A 21,420-nucleotide genomic window follows, 5' to 3' on the forward strand; every position below is an offset into this window, starting at 1 on the left:
CTGTCAGGCGGAGCGCAAGCTCGCCAAAGCGCTTTCCACTGCCTGCGCCGCCGAGAATACCTGCTGGTCCTGGCCATGCGGCGCCATCAGCATGAGGCCGGTCGGCGGCTCGCCTTCCTTGTGCATCGGCAGCGAGATGCCGCAGCAATCGAGGAAATTGCCGGTGAAGGTGTTGCGCAGGCTGAGGAAGTTGAGCCGGAGATACTCCTCATCTCGCGCCAGCGCCGAGATGGCGGGCGCGATGTTGCAGGTGGTCGGCATGACGAGCGCGTCGAAGCCGGTCATGCCGCGATTGAACTGGGCGATGAGCGACTTCCGCATGGCGAGCAGATCGGCATAATCGGGTGCCGAGATGAGTGCGCCGAGCTCGATGCGCCGCCGCACCCTTTGATCATAGCCCTCGCCCAGGCTGGCGATCTGGGCGCGGTGATGCAGCATGGCCTCGACCGCCGATATGCCGCCTTTCGAATTGATCGCCGGCAGCTGGCTTAGCTCATCGAAGGCGACTTCCGCGATCGCGATCCCGGCCTCGCCGAGATGGGAGAGCGCCCGGTCGAAATGCGCCGCCACGTCCTCATCGATCGTGCCTTCGAAATAGCTCCTGGGTACCGCGAAGCGCAGGCCATGGCGGGGCGGCGCGATGACGCCGTCCCAGTCGCCGGCCAGCACCGCATCGGTCAAGGCGCAGCATTCGACAGTGCGGGCGAGTGGCCCGATACTGTCGAGCGTCTTCGACAGCGGATAGGCGCCGGCTGTCGGGATGCGCCCGGTCGAGGGCTTGTAGCCGACGACGCCGTTATAGGCGGCGGGAATACGGCACGAGCCGCCGGTATCGGTGCCGATGGCGAGCGGCACCATGCCATCCGCCACTGCGACGCCGGCGCCTGAGGATGAGCCGCCCGGAATGCGCCCGGTCTTGCGGTCATAGGGTGAGCGCGGCGTGCCGTAATGCGGGTTGAGGCCGACGCCCGAATAGGCGAATTCGGTCATGTTGTTGCGGCCGACCACGATGAAGCCGGCCGCCTTCACCCTGGCGATGGCCGGCGCATCGGCCTGGGCCGGCGGCGCATTGGCCAGGATCGCCGATCCCGCCCGCGTCACCTGGCCCTTGATGTCGAAGAGATCCTTGGCCCCCACCGGAATCCCGGCAAAGGGCGGCACGCTGCGCCCGGCCCGGCGCTGCCGGTCGTAGAATTGCGCCAGTTCGACGGCCGCGGCGCCATCGAGGGTAAGAAAGGCGCGAGCCCCCTCCCCGGCCGGATCCTGGATCCGCGCCAGAGCGGTTTCGACCAGTTCCTGGGCGGTAACGGCGCCCGCATCCAGATCATGCGCCAAAGCGCGCAAAGGCTTGAACGTCATCAGATCAGCTTCCCATCACATCCTTGACCGCTTCGGCAAGCTGCTTAAGCGAGAATGGTTTGGGCAGGAAAGCGAAATCTTCCTCACCCTCGAGATTCTTCTCGAAGGCGTCCTCGGCATAGCCCGAAATGAAGATGACCTTGATGGTGATACCGCGCTTGCGCAATTCCTTGAGCAGCGTCGGCCCGTCCATTTCGGGCATCACCACATCCGAGATGACGAGGCTGATCTCATCGCCCTTGTCGGCGACGATCGCCAGCGCCGCCTCGCCCGAAGCCGCCTCGAGCACCGTATAGCCGCGGGACGCCAGCGCGCGCGACGCGAAAGCACGCACCGCATCCTCGTCCTCGACCAGAAGCACGGTGCCCTTGCCGGTGTGATCGGCGCGCTTGGCCTCCGGCCGCTCGGCCTTGCCGTCTTCGACCGCCGCCTGGGACGGCTGATGGCGCGGCAGGTAGATGCGGAATACGGTTCCCTTGCCGACGACGCTGTCGCAGAAAACGAAGCCGCCGGTCTGCTTGATGATGCCATAGACGGTCGACAGCCCGAGCCCGGTGCCCTTGCCGACATCCTTGGTGGAGAAGAACGGTTCCCAGATCTTGTCCAGGATCTCCTTGGGGATGCCGGTTCCCGTATCCTGCACCTCGCACAGGACATAGTCGCCGGGCGGCATCGACTGGAGATCGACCGATTGCTGGGCCGAGATGCTGGCATTGGATGTCCGCACCGTCAGCGTGCCGCCATTGGGCATGGCATCGCGGGCATTGACCGCCAGGTTGATGACGACCTGCTCGAACTGGTTGACGTCGACCTTGACCATGCCGAGATCGCGGCCATGCACCACCTTGAGCTCGACCTTCTCGCCGAGCAGCCGGCCCAGCAGGTTGCCGAGATCGGAGATGACATCGGTCAGCGACAGGAGCTCCGGCCGCAGCGTCTGGCGGCGCGAGAAGGCCAGGAGCTGGCGCACCAGATTGGCGGCGCGATTGGCGTTCTGCTTGATGTTCATGATGTCGGCGAAGGCCGGATCGGTCGGGCGGTGCTTGGCGAGCAGCAGATCGGAGAAGCCGATGATGGCGGTCAGCACATTGTTGAAGTCATGCGCGACGCCGCCAGCGAGCTGGCCGATGGCCTGCATCTTCTGGCCCTGGGCCAGTTGCACTTCGAGCGATTTATTCTCCGTCGTGTCATGGGCGAAGACGAGATAGCTCGCATCCTTTTCGCTGTGGCCGGAGATGATGAGCTGCACCGAGCGCGGCGGGTCGCTGATGATCGAGACATCGACATGGGTTGACCGGGCCCCGACCCCGCTCACTGCCGCAAGCGCCTCGCGCAGCTGGGCGCGCTGCTGCGGTGCCACCAGGCTCTCGAGCGCCACCCCGCGCTTGGCCTGCGGCGACAGGCCGATAAAGGCGAGATTGGCGTTGCGGATGATGCCCTGGCCGTCGAGCTCGGCGATGCCCATGGGCGCGATATTGAAGAAGCGCGACAGCCGCGCTTCCCACAGCTGGGTGTCGGCTCCCTCGGTTCCCTTGGCGGCTTGCGGCAGGACGAGGCTGCGCGAGGGCTGCAGCCGCCCGTCCTGGTCATGCCCGGTGCGGTGGATGATGCGCACCGGCACCGTCTTTCCGTCGCGCGCGCGCAGGTCGATGTCGAAGAACTCGGTCAGGGTCGCCTCGCCCGAGGACGCGATGCGGGTCAGGAGCTTCTCGCCCGCCTCCGACACCACGTCGCGGAGCCTGAGCGCGCCCCCGGTCGTCGCCTCGAGGTCGAGGCCCAGCCACTCCGCCAGCGTGGCGTTGATATAGGCGATCCGCCCGTCGGCATCGGCGGAGAAGAATCCGGCCGGCGCCTGGTCGAGATAGTTGATGATATATTGGAGATGCGCAAAGGCGCTTTCCTGCTTGCCGCGGTCGGAAGTGATGTCCTGGTGCCGCCACAGCGAATAGCCTTCCCCGCCTTCCGTCTCGATGGGCGACACGCTGATCCTGATCCACACCGGCTCGTTCGCCTTGGCGCCGGCGGCCGAGGAGCCGGCCATGAGGCGGACTTCCTCGACGGCGGCACGTCTTTCGCGAACCGATTGCGACAACCGGTAGATGTGCTGGGACAGGTCCGGATAGCCGGCATAGAGGTTTTCGATGCCCACGAGCCGCGCCAGGCCCGCTGCCGAAACCAGCTTGAGATAGGCGGCATTGCCATAGACGGCGCGCCCCCGCGCATCGGTGACGACACACGCATCGCCCATGGCGTCCATCAGGCCGCTGAAGAAGGCGACGCCGCGGTCGCCTGGTCCGACATGGACGATGCCGGCCATGAGACCGAACAGGACGACAAGGCCGAGAAAAGCCAGGATAGCGCCGGCCGCCAGCAGCCACAGCGGCACGGATCCGCGCAGGTGCCAGGCGATCACGGCGGTGGCCACGGCAAGCAGGATGGCCAGGACCAGGGACAGCACAGGCCAGCCCTTGCGGGCGCCGCCCAATGGGCCAGCCCTCACCTCTGCCTGTTTGCTAGTGGCGTCACTCATCCTCGCCCAAGACTTCCCCATCCCGCGAATCGTCCCAGTATAGGCGATTTGGCCGGATCGGGAATCCGCTGGCGACCACTTCCGGCGTGATATCCGGGGCTTGGCCGCCGCAGATGCGTTTATTCGCTGGCCTCAAGCCCCGATATTCATGATAGGATGGGTTTCACGGCGTTCTGGGAGGAGGCGTAAATGGACGTTCTGACGGCTTATTGGAGTTACATCGTCGGGGCCGTGATCATCCTTGCGGTTCTGGTGCTGTTGTTCGTCGTCGTGCGCAGCCTGGGTGGCCGTGTGCGCGGTGGCAAGGGCGCCAGGCTCGGCATCAGCGAGTATCACGAGATCGACAAGGACCGCCGCCTCGTTTTGGTGCGTCGCGACGACTATGAGCATCTTGTCCTCATCGGCGGCGCCCAGGATGTGGTGATCGAGACCGGCATCCCCATTGGGTTCGACCGTGACTATGACGAGACATTCACCAGCCGCCCGCTCCACGCCGAGCCCGCCGAGCCGCGCCGCAGCTCCCGCGCCGAGCGCGACGAGCACGCGCCCATTCCGCTGCGTGCCGCTCCGCGCCCCCCGGTCTTCGGCGAGAAGCGTCCCGTCCTGCGCACCATCGATCGCGGCGAACCCCAGCTCGGCCCCCAGGATCGTGACTACGGACCTGACGACCGCGTCTGACTGTTTTCTGACTGTTCTGAAGCCGTCGCAGAACGGCGCTATCTGAATCCGATGGGGCAAATACGCTGGGCAGCCTGATCCACAGGCGCAAGTGAAGGCACATCCAAAAGTGCCGGCAACGGAGGAAGCATCATGAAATGGACTGCGAAGGCCTGCGTCTTCGGCCTTGGGCTGATGGCGTCATTGGGCACGGCGCTCGCCGATGGCGAGCTCAACATCTACAACTGGGGTGACTATACCAATCCCGATCTCATCAAGAAGTTCGAGAAGGCCTACAACGTTAAGGTGACGGTCACCGATTACGACTCGAACGACACCGCCCTGGCCAAGATCCGCGCCGGCGGCCATGGCTACGACATCGTGGTGCCTTCGGCGCAGTTCGTTCCGATCTGGGTCAATGAGGGGCTGCTGCTCGAAACCCGGCCCGACCAGATGGAGAATTTCAAGAACATGGACCCCAAATGGGTCGATGTCTATTTCGATCCCGGCCGCCATTACACCGTGCCGTGGCAATGGGGCACCACCGGCGTCATCGTCAACACCAAGTATTACAAGGGCGATCCCAATACGTCGGCGATCTTCATGGACCCGCCGGAGGAGCTCAAGGGCAAGATCAATGTCGTGCCTGAGATGATGGACGTCATGCATCTGGCGGTGCGCTATGTCGGCGGCGAGCCCTGCACCAGCGACAAGGAGATCCTGAAGAAGGTCCGCGACAAGCTGGTCGCCGCCAAGCCGAGCTGGATCGCGATGGATTATGCCAATGCCGAGAAATACGCCAAGGAAGACATAGCGGCCGGCGTCAACTGGAACGGCTGGTCGTTCCGCGCCCGCTTGCAGAACGACAAGCTCGTCTATGGCTATCCCAAGGAAGGCTATCCGATCTGGATGGACAATGTGTCGGTGCTCAAGGACGCCAAGAACCCCGACAATGCCAAGCTCTTCCAGAACTTCATCATGGATCCCGAGAATGCCGCGATGATCTCGGCCTTCGCGCGCTACGCAAATGGCATAAAAGGGTCCGAGGCTTTCATGCCGGCCGACATGAAGGGTGCGCCCGAGGTCGATATCCCGGCCAGCGCCGCAAGTGGTGGCACGTTCATGCATACCTGCCCCGCCGATATCCAGAAGCTCTACACGGCCATCTGGACCGATCTCACCAAATGAATGGCAAATGAAAAAGGCCCGGAATTTTTCCGGGCCTTCTCAATTCCAGCTTATCAGGTGGTCGCCGGCGGTTGGCGCCTTTCGCTCATGAACCGGTCGAACTCGTCCTGGTCCTTCGCCTTCTTCAGGCGATCGAGGAATTCGCCGAATGCGCGCTGCTCTTCGGCGAGCTTGCGGCGCTCCGCCTCGAGCCTTTCGAGCTCCTGCGCCTTATAGGCATCGAAGGCGCTGTTGCCGCTGTTGCCCGCCAGGTCGTCGCGGAACGTCCAGCGCTTGATGTCCGGTGCCTTGAACTTGTTCCAGGGAGCAACACTCTGCGCCGAGCCGCGCCACAGCTCGCCTTTCGCCAGCTTGAAGAACAGGGCGATGAGGCCGAGCGGCCAGAAGACGACGAAGGCGCCGACGATGAGAGCGATTTCCCAGAACGACCACGATGCCTTGCCCCAGCCGCAGCCGCGCCTTTGGCTCGCATGCTGGTCTCGGGCCTCATAGCCAGGCTCGAACGTACCGGAAGTTGACGTTGACATGGGTCCTCCTCGCTGATGTTAGCGCAATTCACATAAGGAGGGATCCCCCCGTTACAAGGGCGGAGTTTGTAAATTTATATTTCAGCCCTGGCCGGAATTTCGATGCCGCTGGCGCGCAGCAGCGCATCGACGGCATCGCCGGCGAGCCGGCCCGCTTCCATGGGCGACACCGAGCCTGAGGCGATCAGGCCCGTCATGCCGTGGGTGAAAGCCCAGATCTTGATGGCAAGCGAGCGGACCTGGTGCTCCTGGGCGCCAAGCGCCCTGACCGCATTTTCGAGCACGGCGAAGGCGCGGTCGCCGGCTTCGGTCACTGGCGCCCCCACGGCCGGGAGGCCTGAGGAGAACATCGCCTGGTAGAAGCCGGGTTCGTCGAGCGCGAAGGCATAATAGGCAGCCCCCATGCGCACCAGCGCGTCATAGGGCGAAGCCGCACCCTCGGCGCTCGCCAGCAGCCGCTCGCGAAACAGATTGAAGCCTTCCTCGGCCGTCGCCTCGATCAGGGCATTGCGGTCGCGAAAATGCCGGTAGGGAGCGCTGGGACTGACACCGGCCGTGCGCGAGGCTTCATTGAGGGTGAAACCCTGGGGGCCATGCTCGGCGATGAGCTTGCGCGCAGCCGCGATCAGCGCCTCTTTGAGGTTTCCATGGTGATAACCGTGGCGGGCGAATTGCACGTGCGGCGGCCTGCAGCGCATGAACCCGAGGCTACGCGGAACGCGTGCCGCAATCAATCGTCACGATAGACCCGTTCGCGCCGCTCATGGCGCTCCTGTGCCTCGATCGACAGCGTGGCGATCGGGCGGGCGTCGAGCCGGCGCAGGCTGATCGGTTCGCCTGTTTCCTCGCAATAGCCATAGGTCCCGTCCTCGATGCGCTTGAGCGCCGCGTCGATCTTTGAGATGAGCTTGCGCTGGCGGTCGCGGGTGCGGAGCTCCAGCGACCGGTCGGTTTCCGTCGAGGCACGGTCGGCGAGATCGGGAAGGATGTTGTTGTCGTCCTGGAGATGCGCCAGCGTCTCGCGGCTCTCCTTCAGGATGTCGTCCTTCCAGTTCAGGAGCTTGTTGCGGAAATATTCACGCTGCCGTTCGTTCATGAACGGCTCGTCTTCTCTTGGTTTGTAGTCCTCTTCGACTTCCACCGCCGCCATGCCGACCTCACCAGAACTCGAGTCTATTAACCTTCGGTGCGGCGGGCTTATAGCGATTGGGGACTGCTTCGACAATAGCCAAAGAAAGTTCCCTCACCGTCGGGTTCCCGCATACGCATCATCCTGATTTGGAACAATTTTTCTCATTTCCAGCCAGATGCCTGAATTCTGTGACAGCCTCGCAAAGACCGTGCCTTTGCAGTTGCCGGGCGCTGGCGCTATGACGGTTCGAGACAGAAACAAGGGCCCCTCATGCGCTTTGAAGGCACCAGCAACTATGTGGCAACCGACGACCTCACCATTGCGGTCAATGCCGCCGTCGTCCTCGAGCGGCCCCTCCTCGTCAAGGGCGAGCCCGGCACCGGCAAGACGGTGCTGGCGCGCGAGGTGGCGGCGGCCCTTGGCGTGCCGCTCATCGAATGGCACGTCAAGTCGACGACCAAGGCGCAGCAGGGCCTCTATGAGTATGACGCGGTGAGCCGCTTGCGCGATTCACAGCTGGGCGACGAGCGCGTCCACGACATCCGCAACTATATCAGGAAGGGCAAGCTCTGGGACGCCTTCACTCACGCGCAACGCCCCGTGCTCCTCATCGATGAGATCGACAAGGCCGACATCGAATTCCCCAACGATCTCCTGCAGGAGCTCGATCGCATGGAGTTCTTCGTCTATGAAACGGGCGAAACGATCAAGGCGAAGCAGCGTCCCGTCGTCATCATCACTTCGAACAACGAGAAGGAGCTGCCCGACGCGTTTCTCAGGCGCTGCTTCTTCCACTACATCAAGTTCCCCGAGCGCGAGACGATGCAGGCGATCATCGACGTGCATTTCCCCGGCCTCAAGGGCAAGCTGGTGCATGAGGCGCTCAATATCTTCTACGACATCCGCGACGTGCCCGGCCTCAAGAAGAAGCCGTCAACATCGGAGCTCCTCGACTGGATCAAGCTGCTTTTGAACGAGGATGTGAGCCCCGAGATCTTGCGCGAGCGCGACCCGCGCAAGCTCATCCCGCCGCTGCACGGCGCGCTGCTCAAGAACGAGCAGGATGTGACGCTGTTCGAGAAGCTGGCTTTCATGGCGCGGCGCGGCGACAGGTAGATGCTAGGATGATCGAGGACAGCACAGTCTTTCTGCTGATCTTGGTAGGGCTCGGACTGTGGTGGGCGTATCGCAGCTCGAGAAGATCCAGGAGCGAAGGCAGCTCATCCGGTGGTGATGGTGGTGGATCCGGTTGGGACAGCGACGGTGGCTCGGACGGTGGCGGCGGTGGAGATTAGGTGCGTTACAGATTCACAACCTCAATTTTCCTGATTTTGACTTCGCTGACATTTGCAGCAGGATCCATTCCCGCCATGGCATCCGAAACCGATCTCCACCAGGCCGCGGCCGCGAATGACGCGGTGCGCGTCGAGACATTGCTCGAGGCAGGCGCCCGTATCGATGCGCGCGACGGCGCCGGGCGCACCGCCCTGCTCGTTGCCACCCATGCCGATGCTGTCGATGCCGCCCGCCTTCTCATCGCCAGGGGTGCCGATGTCAACGCCAGGGACAATATCCAGGATTCGCCCTATCTCTATGCCGCGGCCGAAGGCCGGCTCGAGATCCTGCGCCTGACGCTTAAAGCGGGCGCGGATCTTAAGAGCGTCAACCGCTATGGCGGGGTTGGACTCATTCCCGCCGCCCATCACGGCCACCCCGAGATCGTTCGCGAATTGCTCAAGACCGACATCGATATCGATCACGTCAATCGCCTGGGCTGGACGGCGCTGCTCGAGACCATCATCCTGTCCGATGGCGGTCCGACGCATATCGAAATCCTGAAGCTCCTGATCGATGCCGGCGCCAATGTGAATCTCGCCGACCGCGACGGCGTGACGCCCTTGGCCCATGCAAGGCAACGCGGCTATCGCGAGATGGCAGGGTTGCTGGAAGCTGCCGGCGCCCGGAACTGATGCTGCGCGACCGACTGAAGCCACTCCCGGAAGGCCGCGACCCTGGGCCTGTCCCAGCGTGCCGAAGGGCCATAGACATAGTAGTCTCGGCATCGCGGCGCAGCACCAGATGCGGCAGCGGGCAGACGAGCTTGCCTGAACCGAGCTCCTGGTCGAGCAGCGTCAGGTCGCCCATCGCAACGCCCTGCCCCATCACCGCCGCCTGGATCGCCATGTCGAGTATGGGAAAGGTCTCTCCGCTCATCGCATCGACCTGATCGACCGCGAATTCGGCGATCCAGATCTTCCAGTCGCTGCGATTGGGCGTGGTGTGCAGCAGATTGAACTGGGCGAGATCGGCAGGCGTGGCGATCGTCCTGTTCCTCAAGAGGCGTGGCGAGCAGACCGGGGTCATGGTGGCGGGCACGACCATCATCGCTTCCCAGCCTTCCGGGCAATCGGGGCCGCAGCCAAAGGCAAGGTCGTAGCCACCGCCGATCGCATCCGGCCATTCATAGATGCCGGTGGTGATGTTGATCGGAATGGCCGGATGGCTTTCCCGGAAATCATCGAGGCGCGGGATGAGCCAGCGGATGGAGAAGCTCGGCTGGCTCAGGAGCTTGAGCTTCGGCGCCTCGGCCGCGACATCGGCAAATCCGGCCGCGATCGTCTTGAAGGCCTTGTTCAGGCTGGGCAGCAGCTTGCGCCCATGCTCCGTCAGCTCCACCTTGCGCGGCCGGCGGATGAACAGCGGCAGGCCAAGCTCCTCCTCCAGGAGCTTTACATGCCGGCTGACGGCCCCTTCGGTGACGTGAAGCTCGGCCGCCGCGCGCGCAAAGCTCTGATGCCGGGCGGCTGCCTCGAAGGCACGCAGAGCATTGAGCGATGGCAGGCGCATGGACGCGTTAGCCTTAGTTTTCCTGACCCTTACCCCCAGATAGCTTGCTTTGAATGGGAGATAAAGAGGCCGTATCTCGGGCTTGTGAATTGTCTGGCAAATAGGAGGGCAGGATGCATAACACAATCGGCGCATGGATCGCCCGTCATCGCTTCCGCCGCGATCTCAGCCGGCAGATCGAGCTTGGCAATTATCTCGTGAACGACATCGGCCTCTCGCTGGAAGAGGCGCTGAACGAGATCCAGAAACCCTTCTGGCGGGCGTGACCATCTTGATCGGACAGATTTGCCTCCTGCACAGGTGGAGCGAGGATGACCTCGCTTCCCCACATATTGCGCGCGGGACGCCCCCTGCCGCAAAGCAGCGGTTGTCGTGGCTTGGGTGGATCTTCTCCTCGCGGATGTCCTCGAGATCGGCTGGGTGGTTTCCATGTGGGGCAAAAGCCCCTAAAACCACGGACCATGAAAGCCGCATGGTATGAACGCAATGGAGCCGCCCACGATGTCCTGATCGTCGGCGATCTGCCGACACCCGAGCCGTCGCGTGGCGAAGTCCTGGTCCGGCTCAATGTCTCGGGCGTCAACCCGTCCGACGTGAAGAGCCGCGCCGGACGTCCCCTTGCCGGGCCCCTGGTGGTGCCGCATAGCGACGGGGCCGGCATCATCGAGAAGGCCGGCGCCGGCGTCCCCGTTGCGCGCATCGGCGAGCGCGTCTGGCTGTGGAACGGGCAATGGCAGCGGCCGATGGGCACGGCCGCCGAGTTCATAGCGCTTCCCGCGGCGCAGGCCGTGCGCTTGCCGCAGGGAGTAGATTTCGCCGTCGGCGCATGCCTCGGCATTCCGGGCCTCACCGCCATGCATGCGGTCAATCTCCATGGTCCCCTCGCCGGCAAGACGCTGCTGGTCACCGGCGCCGCATCGGCGGTTGCCCATTATGCAACCCAGATCGCCGTCGCGCGAGGCGCGCGCGTGATCGGCACCGCATCGGCGGCGCGTTCCCGTCATGCTCTTGCGGCCGGCGCCGACGCGGTCATCGACTACAAGACGGAGAATGTCGCCGAGCGCGTCCTCGATCTCACCCATGGCAAGGGTGCCGACGGCGTCATCGACATGGACTTTTCATCGACCGGAGCCTTGCTGTCGGCGGGCATCCTGGCGCCCCATGGCAAGCTCGTCGGCTATGGCTCGAACCAGCGCGGCACCAACCCGCTGCCCTTCACCGACAGCCTGTTCAGGAGCCTCACCTTGCAGTTCTTCCTGGTCTATGAATTGCGCGCCGAAGATCGCGCCGCGGCCATCGCCGATCTGAACGCCATGCTCGCGTCGGGATCGCTCAGGCACTCGATAGGCGCCCGCTTCCCGCTCGCCGACATCGCCGCCGCGCATGAAACGGTCGAAGCCGGCCGCATCATCGGCAACACTGTGATCGAGCTCTAATCCAGCGCATGCGCCTTGCGCCCGCCGCGGCGGATCTTTTCGGCCGGCGTCGTGTCGAGCAGCCTTTGCGCCAGCGCAATCGTGCGCTCGGCGAGATCGCCGGCTCCCCTGTGCAGCTCTGCCGATGAGCGCACCTCCCTCACATTGCTTTCCATGTCCTCCGCCGCCCAGCCGCGCGAATGCGCGATATAGGGGAATTGCGGGAAATGGAAACCGAGCTCAGCGAAGAAACCCAGCATCTGGCCGGCCACGCCCTGCACATTGTCCTGCCCGCCCACGATGATGAAGGACGCCACCTTGTTGCGGATCAGCACGCGATTATGCGTCGTCACCTGGTTCTGGATGCAATTGAGCCGCTCGGCCATGCGGAAATAGAGCGAGCTCGCCTGGCCCCAGCGGATCGGTGTCGCGATGATCACCGCATCGGCCCAATGCACCAGCGCCTCATAGACGGGGGTGAGTTCGTCCTTGGGCCGCATCTGGGTGATCGAGCATGGCCAGGTGCAGGCCTGCGCCGCCTTCGAGTAATAGCCCTCGCAGGCGCGGAATTTGAGATCGTTGAGCTTGATGAGCTGCGTCTCGGCCCCTTGCGCTTCGGCGGCCTTGAGCGCCGAGGCGAGCAGGTCATCCGACCCCGAATAGCGCGGTGCGCCCTTGTCCATGGCGGTGGTCGAGATGCCGGCGACGCGAATGGGACCGGCGGCGCGCGCGATGGGGCGCGCCAGGGGATGCGGCTCATGCGGCGCCTTCTGTCGCTTGGTCGGCTTGAGCTGGAGGAGCACGCGGCCGTTCTCGACCTTCACCGGAAAGGATGGCACCCGGTCCGCCTCGAAGCCCGGTTCGCCGAGGCCGCTGACCCGATGGAATTTCCACTGATGCCACGGGCAGACGATGTAGTCGCCATCGAGCGCCCCTTCGCCCAAAGGACCGCCGACATGGTTGCAGGCATTGTGGACGGCACCGAAAGTCCCATTGATGCAGGAAAGGGCGATCTTGACCGAGCCCGCTTCGATCGGCCTCAGCGCCTGCTTTTCGAGGTCGCTCTCAGCGCCGATGTCGAGCCAGTCGTCATTCCCGCTCATCGTCTTCTCCATCGCGGGACTGCCGGTCCGCCCGTTCGTCGAGCCGGTCGCGCAGCTGCATGTGCCAGTAGCTGGCCTGGACGCCGATCCGTCCGAAGGGTCCTCCCGCCCATCTGGGCGCAAAGGCCGCGAAGCGCCGGTATTCGTCATCCTTGTCGGCAATGGCGCGGGCCAGCAATATGCCGGCCATCGCGGTGGTATTGAGGCCATGGCCGCCAAAGGCTGTGGCGAACCACTGGCCATCGCGGGCACGGCCGATCAGCGGCATCTTGTGCAGCGCATAGGCCATGAGCCCGCCCCAGGCATAGTCGATCCTGGGATTGCCGAGCTGCGGGAAGACCGCCAGCATGTCGTGCTTCATCATCTGGGCGAGGCGCAAAGGCTCGCTGATGCGGGTCGTGATGCGCCCGCCCCACAGGAGGCGGTTGTCGGTCACGAGCCGATAATAGTCTCCGGCGCGGCGCATGTCGCCGATCCCCGAGCGCGTCCGGATGGCGTCCTGCGTCAGGGGCTCGGTCACCGCGACATAGGTGGCGACCGGAAGCACCGCCCGGCCGGTCGGGGCATGGATGCGCCGGTCGAGCGCCGAGACGCAATGCACCACATGCTGGGCATGGACCTCGGCATGGGCGGTGCGCACGACGAAGGACGAGCCCTTCCGGCTCACCGAAAGCGCCGGCGTGTTCTCGAAGATGTTCACCCCGCCATGCTCGGCGTCATCGGCAAGGGCGCGGGCATAGCGCAGGGGATGAATGAGGAAGCTCTTCGGATTCCTGAGGCTTTGGAAATAGCGCTCGGTGACGAGGAGTGCGCGTGTCTGCTCCGCCGACAGCACGTCGAGTCCCTCGCCGAAATCGCGCAGCATCATTTCCTGGCGCCGCCGGGCGCCCGCCGGGTCATTCACCCGCTGGGCCACGATGATGCCGTCGCTCATGCGGATCGAGGCATCGAGGCGCGTGACCTCGCGGCGGACATATTCGGTGCCATGGGCGGACAGGCGATAGAGCGCCTGGGCGTTCTTCAGGCCGACGCGCTCGATGATCTCCTCGATCCCGGCGGCGAAGCCGTTGCCGACAAAGCCGCCATTGCGTCCCGAGGCCGACCAGGCCAGCGTCTTTGCCTCGAGAAGGACGACGATCCGCCCGCGCCGCTGCAGTTCCCGGGCGGTGGTGATCCCGGCAAGTCCACCCCCGATGATGCAGGCATCGGCCGCGACGACGCCCCGGGGCGGCGGCGCCGCATCCCTCGCAGGTGCCATCGCCTCATACCAGGTCTGCGAAGACTTGAAGCCCATGCGTCCCCTCGAATCTCAACCGCGTCCGTCATCTTAGATGATTCTACCCCAAGTCAGGCCTGTAACCCGCACATGGCGGGGCCGTTGCCCTCAAGGCCCCCCATAAGCTATTGAGACCCACCAATCTGAGGGCCCGCGATGCGTTTCAAGACCAGCAAGGAGTTCAGGGACTGGCCGAACAAGGCCGTGACCGTCTTCGGCATGTCCGGCGTCGGCAAGACGACCCTGGCCGATCTCCTGCAGGACCGCGCCTGGTTCCACTACTCGGTCGATTACCGGATCGGCACGCGCTACATGGGCGAGCATATTGTCGACAACTTCAAGCGTGAGGCGATGCGGGTGCCTTTCCTGCGCGATCTCCTGCGCTCGGATTCGATCTACATCTCCTCCAATATCACCTTCCAGAACCTGGAGCCGCTTTCGACCTATCTCGGCAAGCCCGGCAACCCCGAAAAGGGCGGCATCGATTTTGCCGAATACAAGCGTCGCCAGGCCCAGCATCGCGAAGGCGAGATCAGCGCGCTCAAGGACGTGCCGGCCTTCATCGAGCGTTCGCGTGATATCTATGGCTACAGCCATTTCGTCTGCGACTCGGGCGGCAGCCTGTGCGAGGTGGTCGACCCTGAGGATTTCAGCGATCCGGTGCTGCAATGCCTCGCCGACAGCACGCTCCTGCTCTATATCGAGGGCACGCCGGCGCATGCGCGCATGCTGGTCGAGCGCTTCCGCAAGATGCCGAAGCCCATGTACTATCAGCCGCGGTTTCTCGACGAGAAATGGGCCGAGTACAAGAAGTCGAAATCCATCGCCGAGGATTGCGAGGTCGACCCCGACGGCTTCGCGGTCTGGGGCTTCGAGCAGCTGCTGCATCACCGCATACCGCTCTACCAGGCGATTGCCCGCAACTTCGGCTATGCGGTGAAGATGGAAGACGTGCCCAAGGTTAAGACAGAGAAGGATTTTCTCGATCTCGTGTCGCGCGCGATCGACAAACACTGACCATGCCCATCAAGATTCCGAACGACCTGCCCGCCCGCGCCACGCTCGAACAGGAAGGCGTGATGGTGATGAGCGAGGCGACCGCCGCCCGCCAGGATATCCGCGCCCTTCGCATAGGCCTCCTCAACCTTATGCCGAACAAGATCCGGACCGAGACGCAGTTCGCGCGCCTTGTCGGCGCCACCCCGCTGCAGGTCGAGATGACGCTCGTCAAGATGACCAATCACGTGCCGAAGAACACGCCCAACGACCACATCATCGCCTTCTATCGCGACTGGGAGGATGTGAAGGCGGAGAAGTTCGACGGCTTCATCGTAACGGGTGCCCCGATCGAGCTTCTCGATTTCGCCGATGTCACCTATTGGGACGAGTTGCAGCGCGTCTTCGACTGGACGCAGACCAATGTTCATTCGAGTTTCCATATCTGCTGGGGCGCCCAGGCCGGCCTCTATCATTTCCATGGCGTGCCCAAGCACGCGCTGACGCAGAAGCGCTTCGGCGTCTATCGCCACAGGAACCTGAAGCCCGCCTCGCCCTATCTGCGCGGTTTCTCCGATGACTTCTCCATCCCGGTCTCGCGCTGGACGGAGAATCGCCGCGCCGACATCCCAGCCGGCAGCGGCCTCGAGATACTGATGGAATCGGATGAAGCCGGCCTCTGCATGATCGAGGACAAGGCGCACCGGTCTCTCTACATGTTCAACCATGTCGAGTATGACTCGGCCTCGCTCGGCGAGGAATATTGGCGCGATGTGAAAGCCAACAAGCCGATCGAGCTGCCGAAGAACTATTACCCCGGCAATGATCCCCATGCCGTGCCGGAGAACCGCTGGCGCAGCCACGCCCATCTCCTGTTCGGCAACTGGATCAACGAGGTCTACCAGTCGACCCCCTTCGCGCTCGCCGATATCGGCAAATAGGAATCGGGGGAGATCGCGTGAAGCCCCTCCCCGATTTCCGCTCCCCCGATTTCCTGCTCTCGCATATGCGCGAGATCATGGATTTCTACTACCCGATCTGCATCAACAAGGATGATGGCCTGACCTTCCGGCTTTGCTCATGCGCAAGTCGCTTGCCTGATGGCGGGCCCTGTCGCTCCCCTGTCACAAACCGACTATAGTTCGTCGCACCATGCTTCGCCTCATGCTGCTGCGGCACGCCAAATCGAGCTGGACCGATCCCGGTCTGGACGATCATGACCGTCCCCTCAATCCGCGCGGGCAGAAGGCAGCACCCTTGGTCGGGCGCTTCATGAATGCCCAGAAGCTCGTTCCCGACCTCGTCCTGTGCTCGCCGGCACGCCGGGCGCGCGAGACCTGGAAGCTCGCCGCGACCGAGCTCAAGGCGTCGCCGCGTCTCCTGATGGAAGACGCGCTTTATGATTTCGGCAATGGCGGGCGCATTCTCGACACTGTAAGGGCCAAGTCCGATACCGCCAGATCGGTGCTGGTCGTCGGCCACAATCCCTCGATCGAGCGCCTGGCGCAGCGCCTGATCGGCAAGGGCGATGCGAAACTGCGCAAGCGCGTCGCGGAGAAATATCCGACCGGCGCTCTCGCCGTGATCACCTTCGAGACGTCGGACTGGGGCAATATCGAGGACGGCAAGGGCACGCTCGCCTTCTTCGTGCGCCCGCGCGATCTGGCAAAAGAGCCAATAACTTAGCACTTGCGCAAGGCCGCTTATGCCCCCAACTATGGGGCGAATCTGGGCCATGACGCATTGAAACGCACATCATTCTTCGACAGCGCACGCATCGCGGCGGGCGGCCTCAAGGATTTTGCGTCGGGCCTCGGCACGCCGAGCCTTCGTCTTGGCGTCACTGGCCTTGCCCGATCCGGCAAGACGGTCTTCATCACCGCCCTCGTCCACGCTTTGCTCAACCAGACGCGGCTGCCTTTGTTCGATGCGCAGGCGCAAGGGCGGATCACTCGCGCCTATCTCGAGCCCCAGCCCGACGATGACCTGCCGCGTTTCGCCTATGAGGATCATCTTGCCCGGCTGACCGCCGATGACCGGCAATGGCCGGAGAGCACGCGGCGTCTGAGCCAGCTCAGGCTGACCGTCGACTACACCCCGCAGGGTTTCATCGCCCGCCGTTTCGGCCGCCATCGCCTCCATGTCGACATCGTCGACTATCCGGGCGAATGGCTGCTCGACCTGCCCCTGCTCGGCCTGTCTTACGAGCAATGGTCGGCTGAGACGGTGGCGGCGAGCCGCCTCGCTCCCCGCCAGGCCCTGGCGCGCGACTGGCACTCTTTCCTGGCCACGCTCGATCCCCTGGCACCGGCTGATGAGCAGCACGCCGTCAAGGCGGCCGAGCTCTTTACATCCTATCTCGCCCGATGCCGCGGCGGCGACGTGTCGCTTTCGGCTCTGCCACCCGGGCGCTTCCTGATGCCGGGCGATCTTGCCGGCTCTCCGCTCCTCACTTTTGCGCCGCTCGATGTCGCCGCCGATGCCGACCTGCCGCGCGGCTCGCTGGGAGCGCTGATGGCGCGGCGCTATGACTCCTATGCCGCCAAGGTGGTGAAGCCGTTCTTCTTCGGCCATTTTGCCCGGCTCGACTGCCAGATCGTGCTCGTCGATGCCCTGACCGCCCTCAATGCCGGCGCCGATGCGATGCGCGATCTGCAGAAGGCGCTGGGCGACGTGCTCCAGGCGTTCCGCCAGGGCTCGAACTCATGGGCCTCCGCCATGTTCGGCCGGCGCATCGAGCGCATCGTCTTCGCCGCCGCCAAGGCCGACCTCATCCACCATACGAGCCATGACCGGCTGGAAGCGATCCTCGATCTGATCGTCAAGGACGCCGCCGCGCGTGCCGAATATTTTGGCGCCGATATTGATATTGCCGGCCTCGCCGCCATCCGCGCGACGCGCGAGGCGACGGTGAAGCAGAAGGGTGAGGAGCTCGCCTGCATCGTCGGCATCCCGCAGCAGGGCGAGACGATCGGCGGCCAGGTTTTCAACGGCGAGACCGAAGCGGCGATCTTCCCCGGCGATCTCCCCGCCGATCCGCAGGAGGCTCTCAGGGGCGGCCTCGAGGGAGCGCTGCATTTCGTGAAATTCCGGCCGCCTTTGACAGTGGGAAAAAGCTTCCCGCATATTCGCCTTGATCGCACGCTTGAATTCCTGCTGGGAGATCGCTTCCAATGAATGATCACCGCAGACCGCAGGCCTTCCGCATCGACCCGGCGCCTCGGCCCGATAAAGTGCGCCGCGCCCCGCGCGCCATCGCCCCGGACAAGATCAAATTCGACCCGGAGCCCCAGGGTCGGGACATCGTCGTGGTGCCGCCGGCTCCCTTGCCGTCATCACGCAGCCTGCGCTGGGGCTCGCTTCTGGTTTCAGCGCTCTTTGGCCTCTTCGTCCTGTGGGCCGGCCTGTCCGCCGGCAATCTGATCGAGCAGCTCTTCGCCCGCTCGCAGTATCTCGGCTGGCTCGGCGTCGGCCTCGCCGGGCTCGCCGGCCTCGCCGCGCTCGCCATCATCATCCGCGAGATCTGGGGCCTGTTGCGTCTCAACCGCATCGAGCACGTCCAGGCCGATGCGGCGCGCGCCCTCAATCACGACGATGATGCCGCCGCACGGCGGGTGCTCCTGGCCCTCAGGAACGTCTATGGCGGCCGCCATGATGCCGCCTGGGGACTGAAGTCGCTCGCCGAGCATGAGCGGGACGTGATGGACGCGAAGGATCGCATCCGTCTCGCCGACCGCGATCTCGTCAGCGGCTTCGACGAGGAAGCGCACCGCATCATCGCGCGTCGCAGCCGCCGCGTGACCATGCTGACCGCGGTGACGCCGGCCGCCGCCTTCGACATCCTGTTCGTCGCGGCGCAGAATTTGCGCATGCTGCGCGAGATCGCCACCCTCTATGGCGGCAGGCCCTCGACGCTCTCGACCTTGCGTCTTGCCCGCATGGTGATTGGCCATCTCGCGGTCACCGGCGGTCTCGCCCTTTCCGACAGCGTCATCCAGCATGTGGTCGGCAAGGGCCTGATCGGTCGCCTGTCGGCGCGCTTTGGCGAAGGCGCGGTCAATGGTATCCTCACCGCCCGCATCGGCCTTGCCGCGCTCGATGTCTGCCGGCCCATTCCACAGGATGCCGAAGCCAAGGAGACGCTGGCGAGCCTGGTGCGCGAGCTTGTGAATTTCGGCAGCGAAGGCAAGGAAAATGTCCCCTCCCCGTCTTGATCACGCAGTGAGGCGCAGCCATGACGTGCGCAACGCGCTCCATACGGCGTTCCTGATCGGCGGATCGGCCCTGCTTCTCGCCGTCATCGCCTGGACGGTCTACGGGCCGACCGGTCTCATCTGGGCCGCGATCTTCGGCGCCGTCGGCCTGTGGATGATGAGCCGCGTCTCGCCCAAGGTGGTGCTCACTCTCTACAAGGCCCGCCCGCTGTCGCCCGACGAACTGCCTGACGTTCATCGGGTGATGCGCGAGCTGGCGCGGCGCGCCGAGCTTTCTTCCGTCCCGCAGCTCTATTATGTGCCGAGCAAGCTCCTCAACGCCTTCGCTGTCGGCACGGCCCAGGATTCGGCGATCGCCATCACCGACGGCCTGGTGCGCGCCATGAATATGCGTCAGCTCGCCGGCATCCTCGCTCATGAGACATCGCATATCCGCTCCGGCGATCTGAAGGTGATGGCGCTCGCCGATGTCTTGACCCGCATCACGAGCTTCATGGCGATGCTGGGTCTCATCGGCATTCCTGCCCTGTTCGGCGCGGGAATGGACATACCCTGGCTCGGCATCCTGCTGTTGATCTTCGCGCCGACCCTTGGCGGACTGTTGCAGCTGGGCCTGTCGCGCACGCGCGAATATGATGCCGATCTCGATGGCGCCGCATTGACCGGCGATCCCGCCGGCCTCGCTTCCGCCCTCGATACGCTCGAACGCCGCCAGGGTCACATCTGGGAAGGCCTGTTTCCGGCCGGGCGCGTGCCGAGCCCGTCCTTGCTGCGCACCCATCCCGCGACCAAGGATCGGGTTGCGCGCCTGATGGCGCTCACCGGCGACGCCGGGCCTCAGATCGTGGTCAGCACCACGAGGCCCGAGCCCGGCCCTTCCATCGTTCCGCCGATCCGCAATCCGCGCATCCACTGGCACCGCATGGGGATATGGTACTGAGTGGTCGGGCTTGACCCGACCATCCAGCCTTGCACAAGATCAAGCATGTTTCTGACTTTCTTCCATGAGCTCAAGGCTTCCGGTATCCCGGTCACGCTCAAGGAATATCTCACCCTGATGGAAGCGATGGATGCGGGCCTGGCGCGCTTCCATGTCGAGGATTTCTATTACCTCGCGCGCACCGCGCTGGTGAAGGACGAGCGCAATCTCGACAGGTTCGATCGCGTCTTCGGCCATGTCTTCAAGGGGCTCGATGCGCCGGTCGATGCCCTTCTTGCCGAAATACCGGAAGAGTGGCTGCGCAGGCTCACCGAGAAGTTCCTCACCGCGGAGGAGAAGAAGCTCATCGAGTCGCTCGGCGGCTGGGACAAGATCATGGAGGAACTGAGAAAGCGCCTGGCCGAGCAGAAAGGGCGTCACCAGGGCGGCAGCAAATGGATCGGAACGGCCGGCACCTCGCCCTTCGGCGCCTATGGCTACAATCCCGAGGGTGTCCGTATCGGCCAGGACAGGAACCGCAACAATTGCGCCGTCAAGGTGTGGGACCGCCGCGACTACAAGGATCTCGACGACACGATCGAGCTCGGTACCCGCAACATCAAGCTGGCATTGCGCCGCCTGCGCAAATTCGCGCGCGAAGGCGCGCCTGAGGAGCTTGACCTCGGCGGCACGATCCGCTCGACCGCCAGCAAGGGCTATCTCGATCTGAAACTGGTGCCCGAACGGCGCAACACGGTGAAGGTGCTGCTGTTCTTCGATGTCGGCGGCTCGATGGATCCCTTCATCCGCCTGTGCGAGGAATTGTTCTCGGCGGCGCGCGCCGAGTTCAAGCACATGGAGTATTTCTACTTCCACAATTGCCTTTACGAGAAAGTGTGGCGGAGCAATCGCCGGCGCCATGACGAGCCGGTCGAGACCTGGAAGGTGCTGCACACCTATCCCTGCGACTACAAGGTCATCTTTGTCGGCGATGCCGCCATGAGCCCTTACGAGATCACGCATGCCGGCGGCTCGGTCGAGCATTTCAATGAGGAGCCCGGCCTTCTCTGGCTCGAGCGCATGACCCATATCTATCCCAAGGTCATCTGGCTCAACCCGACGCCCGAACGCTATTGGACCTACACGGCCTCGACCGATCTCATCAGCCGTCTTCTGGCCGGCCGCATGTTTCCTTTGACGCTCGAAGGCCTCGACAAGGCCATGCGCGAGCTGACGCGCTAAATCGACGACGGAATG

The 21,420-nt window shown here is 64.0% G+C and carries 20 protein-coding genes and 1 pseudogene; 13 read left to right on the plus strand and 8 right to left on the minus strand.

All coding sequences use genetic code 11. The features are described from left to right. Positions 1-3: 3 nt before the first annotated feature. Together DT068_RS17920 and cckA are read right to left on the minus strand one after the other, a co-directional pair. Entirely contained in the window at positions 4-1,359 is a 1,356-nt protein-coding gene (locus DT068_RS17920) for an amidase (RefSeq protein ID WP_119391236.1), read from the minus strand. Between the two features lie 4 nt (positions 1,360-1,363). Continuing rightward, positions 1,364-3,859 carry a cell cycle histidine kinase CckA gene (gene cckA, locus DT068_RS17925; RefSeq protein WP_368904801.1) on the minus strand — a complete coding sequence of 832 codons (2,496 nt, stop codon included), beginning with the start codon at positions 3,857-3,859 and terminating at the stop codon, positions 1,364-1,366. A gap of 219 nt (positions 3,860-4,078) precedes the next feature. On the opposite strand from cckA, the gene DT068_RS17930 reads away from it, so the two are divergent. Then, positions 4,079-4,567, plus strand: a complete 489-nt coding sequence (locus DT068_RS17930; RefSeq protein ID WP_119391238.1) for a flagellar biosynthetic protein FliO — start codon at positions 4,079-4,081, stop codon at positions 4,565-4,567. A 132-nt stretch (positions 4,568-4,699) separates the two neighbouring features. Beyond that, on the plus strand, positions 4,700-5,734 hold the full coding sequence (locus tag DT068_RS17935) for an extracellular solute-binding protein (protein ID WP_119391239.1): 1,035 nt from the start codon (positions 4,700-4,702) through the stop codon (positions 5,732-5,734). A 53-nt stretch (positions 5,735-5,787) separates the two neighbouring features. On the opposite strand, the gene DT068_RS17940 is transcribed toward DT068_RS17935, so the two are convergent. From DT068_RS17940 to dksA, 3 genes are all read right to left on the minus strand, one after another. Continuing rightward, positions 5,788-6,261, minus strand: coding sequence for a DUF2852 domain-containing protein (locus DT068_RS17940; protein WP_119391240.1), 474 nt, complete (start codon positions 6,259-6,261; stop codon positions 5,788-5,790). A gap of 74 nt (positions 6,262-6,335) precedes the next feature. Then, positions 6,336-6,938, minus strand: a complete 603-nt coding sequence (locus DT068_RS17945; RefSeq protein ID WP_162914278.1) for a TetR/AcrR family transcriptional regulator — start codon at positions 6,936-6,938, stop codon at positions 6,336-6,338. Between the two features lie 53 nt (positions 6,939-6,991). After that, complete coding sequence (gene dksA, locus DT068_RS17950; protein ID WP_119391242.1) at positions 6,992-7,411, minus strand: RNA polymerase-binding protein DksA; 420 nt, start codon at positions 7,409-7,411, stop codon at positions 6,992-6,994. Positions 7,412-7,663: 252 nt separating this feature from the next. On the opposite strand from dksA, the gene DT068_RS17955 reads away from it, so the two are divergent. Both DT068_RS17955 and DT068_RS17960 read left to right on the plus strand, forming a co-directional pair. Next, entirely contained in the window at positions 7,664-8,509 is an 846-nt protein-coding gene (locus tag DT068_RS17955; RefSeq protein ID WP_119391243.1) for an AAA family ATPase, read from the plus strand. Positions 8,510-8,763: 254 nt separating this feature from the next. Then, positions 8,764-9,363, plus strand: coding sequence for an ankyrin repeat domain-containing protein (locus DT068_RS17960; protein ID WP_119391244.1), 600 nt, complete (start codon positions 8,764-8,766; stop codon positions 9,361-9,363). A 106-nt stretch (positions 9,364-9,469) separates the two neighbouring features. On the opposite strand, the pseudogene DT068_RS17965 reads toward DT068_RS17960, so the two are convergent. Further along, positions 9,470-10,375: pseudogene (locus DT068_RS17965) on the minus strand (LysR family transcriptional regulator); the annotation flags it as partial. On the opposite strand from DT068_RS17965, the gene DT068_RS28090 reads away from it, so the two are divergent. Continuing rightward, positions 10,354-10,506 (plus strand): DUF1127 domain-containing protein, encoded by a 153-nt coding sequence (locus DT068_RS28090; RefSeq protein ID WP_162914280.1) that lies wholly within the window; start codon positions 10,354-10,356, stop codon positions 10,504-10,506. The pseudogene DT068_RS17965 and the gene DT068_RS28090 sit on opposite strands and share 22 nt — an antisense overlap. Before the next feature lie 195 nt (positions 10,507-10,701). After that, a complete protein-coding gene (locus DT068_RS17970) occupies positions 10,702-11,676 on the plus strand; it encodes an NADPH:quinone reductase (protein WP_119391246.1) in 975 nt (324 codons plus the stop codon). Here DT068_RS17970 and DT068_RS17975 read toward each other — a convergent pair. After that, the gene (locus DT068_RS17975) at positions 11,673-12,758 is read right to left on the minus strand and encodes a Rieske 2Fe-2S domain-containing protein (RefSeq protein ID WP_119391247.1); all 1,086 of its coding nucleotides are present in this window, start codon (positions 12,756-12,758) and stop codon (positions 11,673-11,675) included. The two genes, DT068_RS17970 and DT068_RS17975, sit on opposite strands and share 4 nt — an antisense overlap. Then, positions 12,745-14,052 (minus strand): NAD(P)/FAD-dependent oxidoreductase, encoded by a 1,308-nt coding sequence (locus DT068_RS17980; protein ID WP_119391248.1) that lies wholly within the window; start codon positions 14,050-14,052, stop codon positions 12,745-12,747. Before DT068_RS17980 ends, DT068_RS17975 begins: the two co-directional genes overlap by 14 nt. Positions 14,053-14,190: 138 nt before the next feature. Between DT068_RS17980 and DT068_RS17985 the strand changes: the two genes are divergently transcribed. From DT068_RS17985 to DT068_RS18020, 7 genes are all read left to right on the plus strand, one after another. Then, complete coding sequence (locus tag DT068_RS17985) at positions 14,191-15,051, plus strand: DEAD/DEAH box helicase family protein (protein ID WP_119391249.1); 861 nt, start codon at positions 14,191-14,193, stop codon at positions 15,049-15,051. 2 nt (positions 15,052-15,053) lie between these two features. Next, positions 15,054-15,971 carry a homoserine O-acetyltransferase MetA gene (gene metA, locus DT068_RS17990; protein WP_119391250.1) on the plus strand — a complete coding sequence of 306 codons (918 nt, stop codon included), beginning with the start codon at positions 15,054-15,056 and terminating at the stop codon, positions 15,969-15,971. A gap of 223 nt (positions 15,972-16,194) precedes the next feature. Next, the gene (locus DT068_RS18000) at positions 16,195-16,716 is read left to right on the plus strand and encodes a SixA phosphatase family protein (RefSeq protein WP_368904802.1); all 522 of its coding nucleotides are present in this window, start codon (positions 16,195-16,197) and stop codon (positions 16,714-16,716) included. Between the two features lie 57 nt (positions 16,717-16,773). Then, positions 16,774-18,207, plus strand: coding sequence for a YcjX family GTP-binding protein (locus DT068_RS18005; protein WP_119391312.1), 1,434 nt, complete (start codon positions 16,774-16,776; stop codon positions 18,205-18,207). After that, on the plus strand, positions 18,204-19,244 hold the full coding sequence (locus DT068_RS18010; RefSeq protein WP_119391253.1) for a YcjF family protein: 1,041 nt from the start codon (positions 18,204-18,206) through the stop codon (positions 19,242-19,244). The genes DT068_RS18005 and DT068_RS18010 overlap by 4 nt, the downstream gene beginning before the upstream one ends. A gap of 7 nt (positions 19,245-19,251) precedes the next feature. Further along, on the plus strand, positions 19,252-20,184 hold the full coding sequence (locus DT068_RS18015) for a zinc metalloprotease HtpX (RefSeq protein ID WP_162914281.1): 933 nt from the start codon (positions 19,252-19,254) through the stop codon (positions 20,182-20,184). 45 nt (positions 20,185-20,229) lie between these two features. Next, entirely contained in the window at positions 20,230-21,405 is a 1,176-nt protein-coding gene (locus DT068_RS18020; RefSeq protein WP_119391255.1) for a vWA domain-containing protein, read from the plus strand. The last annotated feature ends 15 nt before the right edge of the window (positions 21,406-21,420 follow it).

The sequence above is a fragment of the Taklimakanibacter lacteus genome (assembly GCA_003576695.1).
In the GTDB taxonomy this organism is placed as follows: Bacteria; Pseudomonadota; Alphaproteobacteria; order Rhizobiales; family Aestuariivirgaceae; genus Taklimakanibacter; species Taklimakanibacter lacteus.

Coding starts and splice junctions, on each gene's coding strand:
- DT068_RS17920 (WP_119391236.1), bottom strand. CDS start 1,359: ATGACGTTCAAGCCTTTGCGCGCTTTGGCGCATGATCTGGATGCGGGC.
- DT068_RS17930 (WP_119391238.1), top strand. CDS start 4,079: ATGGACGTTCTGACGGCTTATTGGAGTTACATCGTCGGGGCCGTGATC.
- DT068_RS17935 (WP_119391239.1), top strand. CDS start 4,700: ATGAAATGGACTGCGAAGGCCTGCGTCTTCGGCCTTGGGCTGATGGCG.
- DT068_RS17940 (WP_119391240.1), bottom strand. CDS start 6,261: ATGTCAACGTCAACTTCCGGTACGTTCGAGCCTGGCTATGAGGCCCGA.
- dksA (WP_119391242.1), bottom strand. CDS start 7,411: ATGGCGGCGGTGGAAGTCGAAGAGGACTACAAACCAAGAGAAGACGAG.
- DT068_RS17955 (WP_119391243.1), top strand. CDS start 7,664: ATGCGCTTTGAAGGCACCAGCAACTATGTGGCAACCGACGACCTCACC.
- DT068_RS17960 (WP_119391244.1), top strand. CDS start 8,764: ATGGCATCCGAAACCGATCTCCACCAGGCCGCGGCCGCGAATGACGCG.
- DT068_RS28090 (WP_162914280.1), top strand. CDS start 10,354: ATGCATAACACAATCGGCGCATGGATCGCCCGTCATCGCTTCCGCCGC.
- DT068_RS17970 (WP_119391246.1), top strand. CDS start 10,702: ATGAAAGCCGCATGGTATGAACGCAATGGAGCCGCCCACGATGTCCTG.
- DT068_RS17975 (WP_119391247.1), bottom strand. CDS start 12,758: ATGAGCGGGAATGACGACTGGCTCGACATCGGCGCTGAGAGCGACCTC.
- DT068_RS17980 (WP_119391248.1), bottom strand. CDS start 14,052: ATGGGCTTCAAGTCTTCGCAGACCTGGTATGAGGCGATGGCACCTGCG.
- DT068_RS17985 (WP_119391249.1), top strand. CDS start 14,191: ATGCGTTTCAAGACCAGCAAGGAGTTCAGGGACTGGCCGAACAAGGCC.
- metA (WP_119391250.1), top strand. CDS start 15,054: ATGCCCATCAAGATTCCGAACGACCTGCCCGCCCGCGCCACGCTCGAA.
- DT068_RS18000 (WP_368904802.1), top strand. CDS start 16,195: ATGCTGCTGCGGCACGCCAAATCGAGCTGGACCGATCCCGGTCTGGAC.
- DT068_RS18010 (WP_119391253.1), top strand. CDS start 18,204: ATGAATGATCACCGCAGACCGCAGGCCTTCCGCATCGACCCGGCGCCT.
- DT068_RS18020 (WP_119391255.1), top strand. CDS start 20,230: ATGTTTCTGACTTTCTTCCATGAGCTCAAGGCTTCCGGTATCCCGGTC.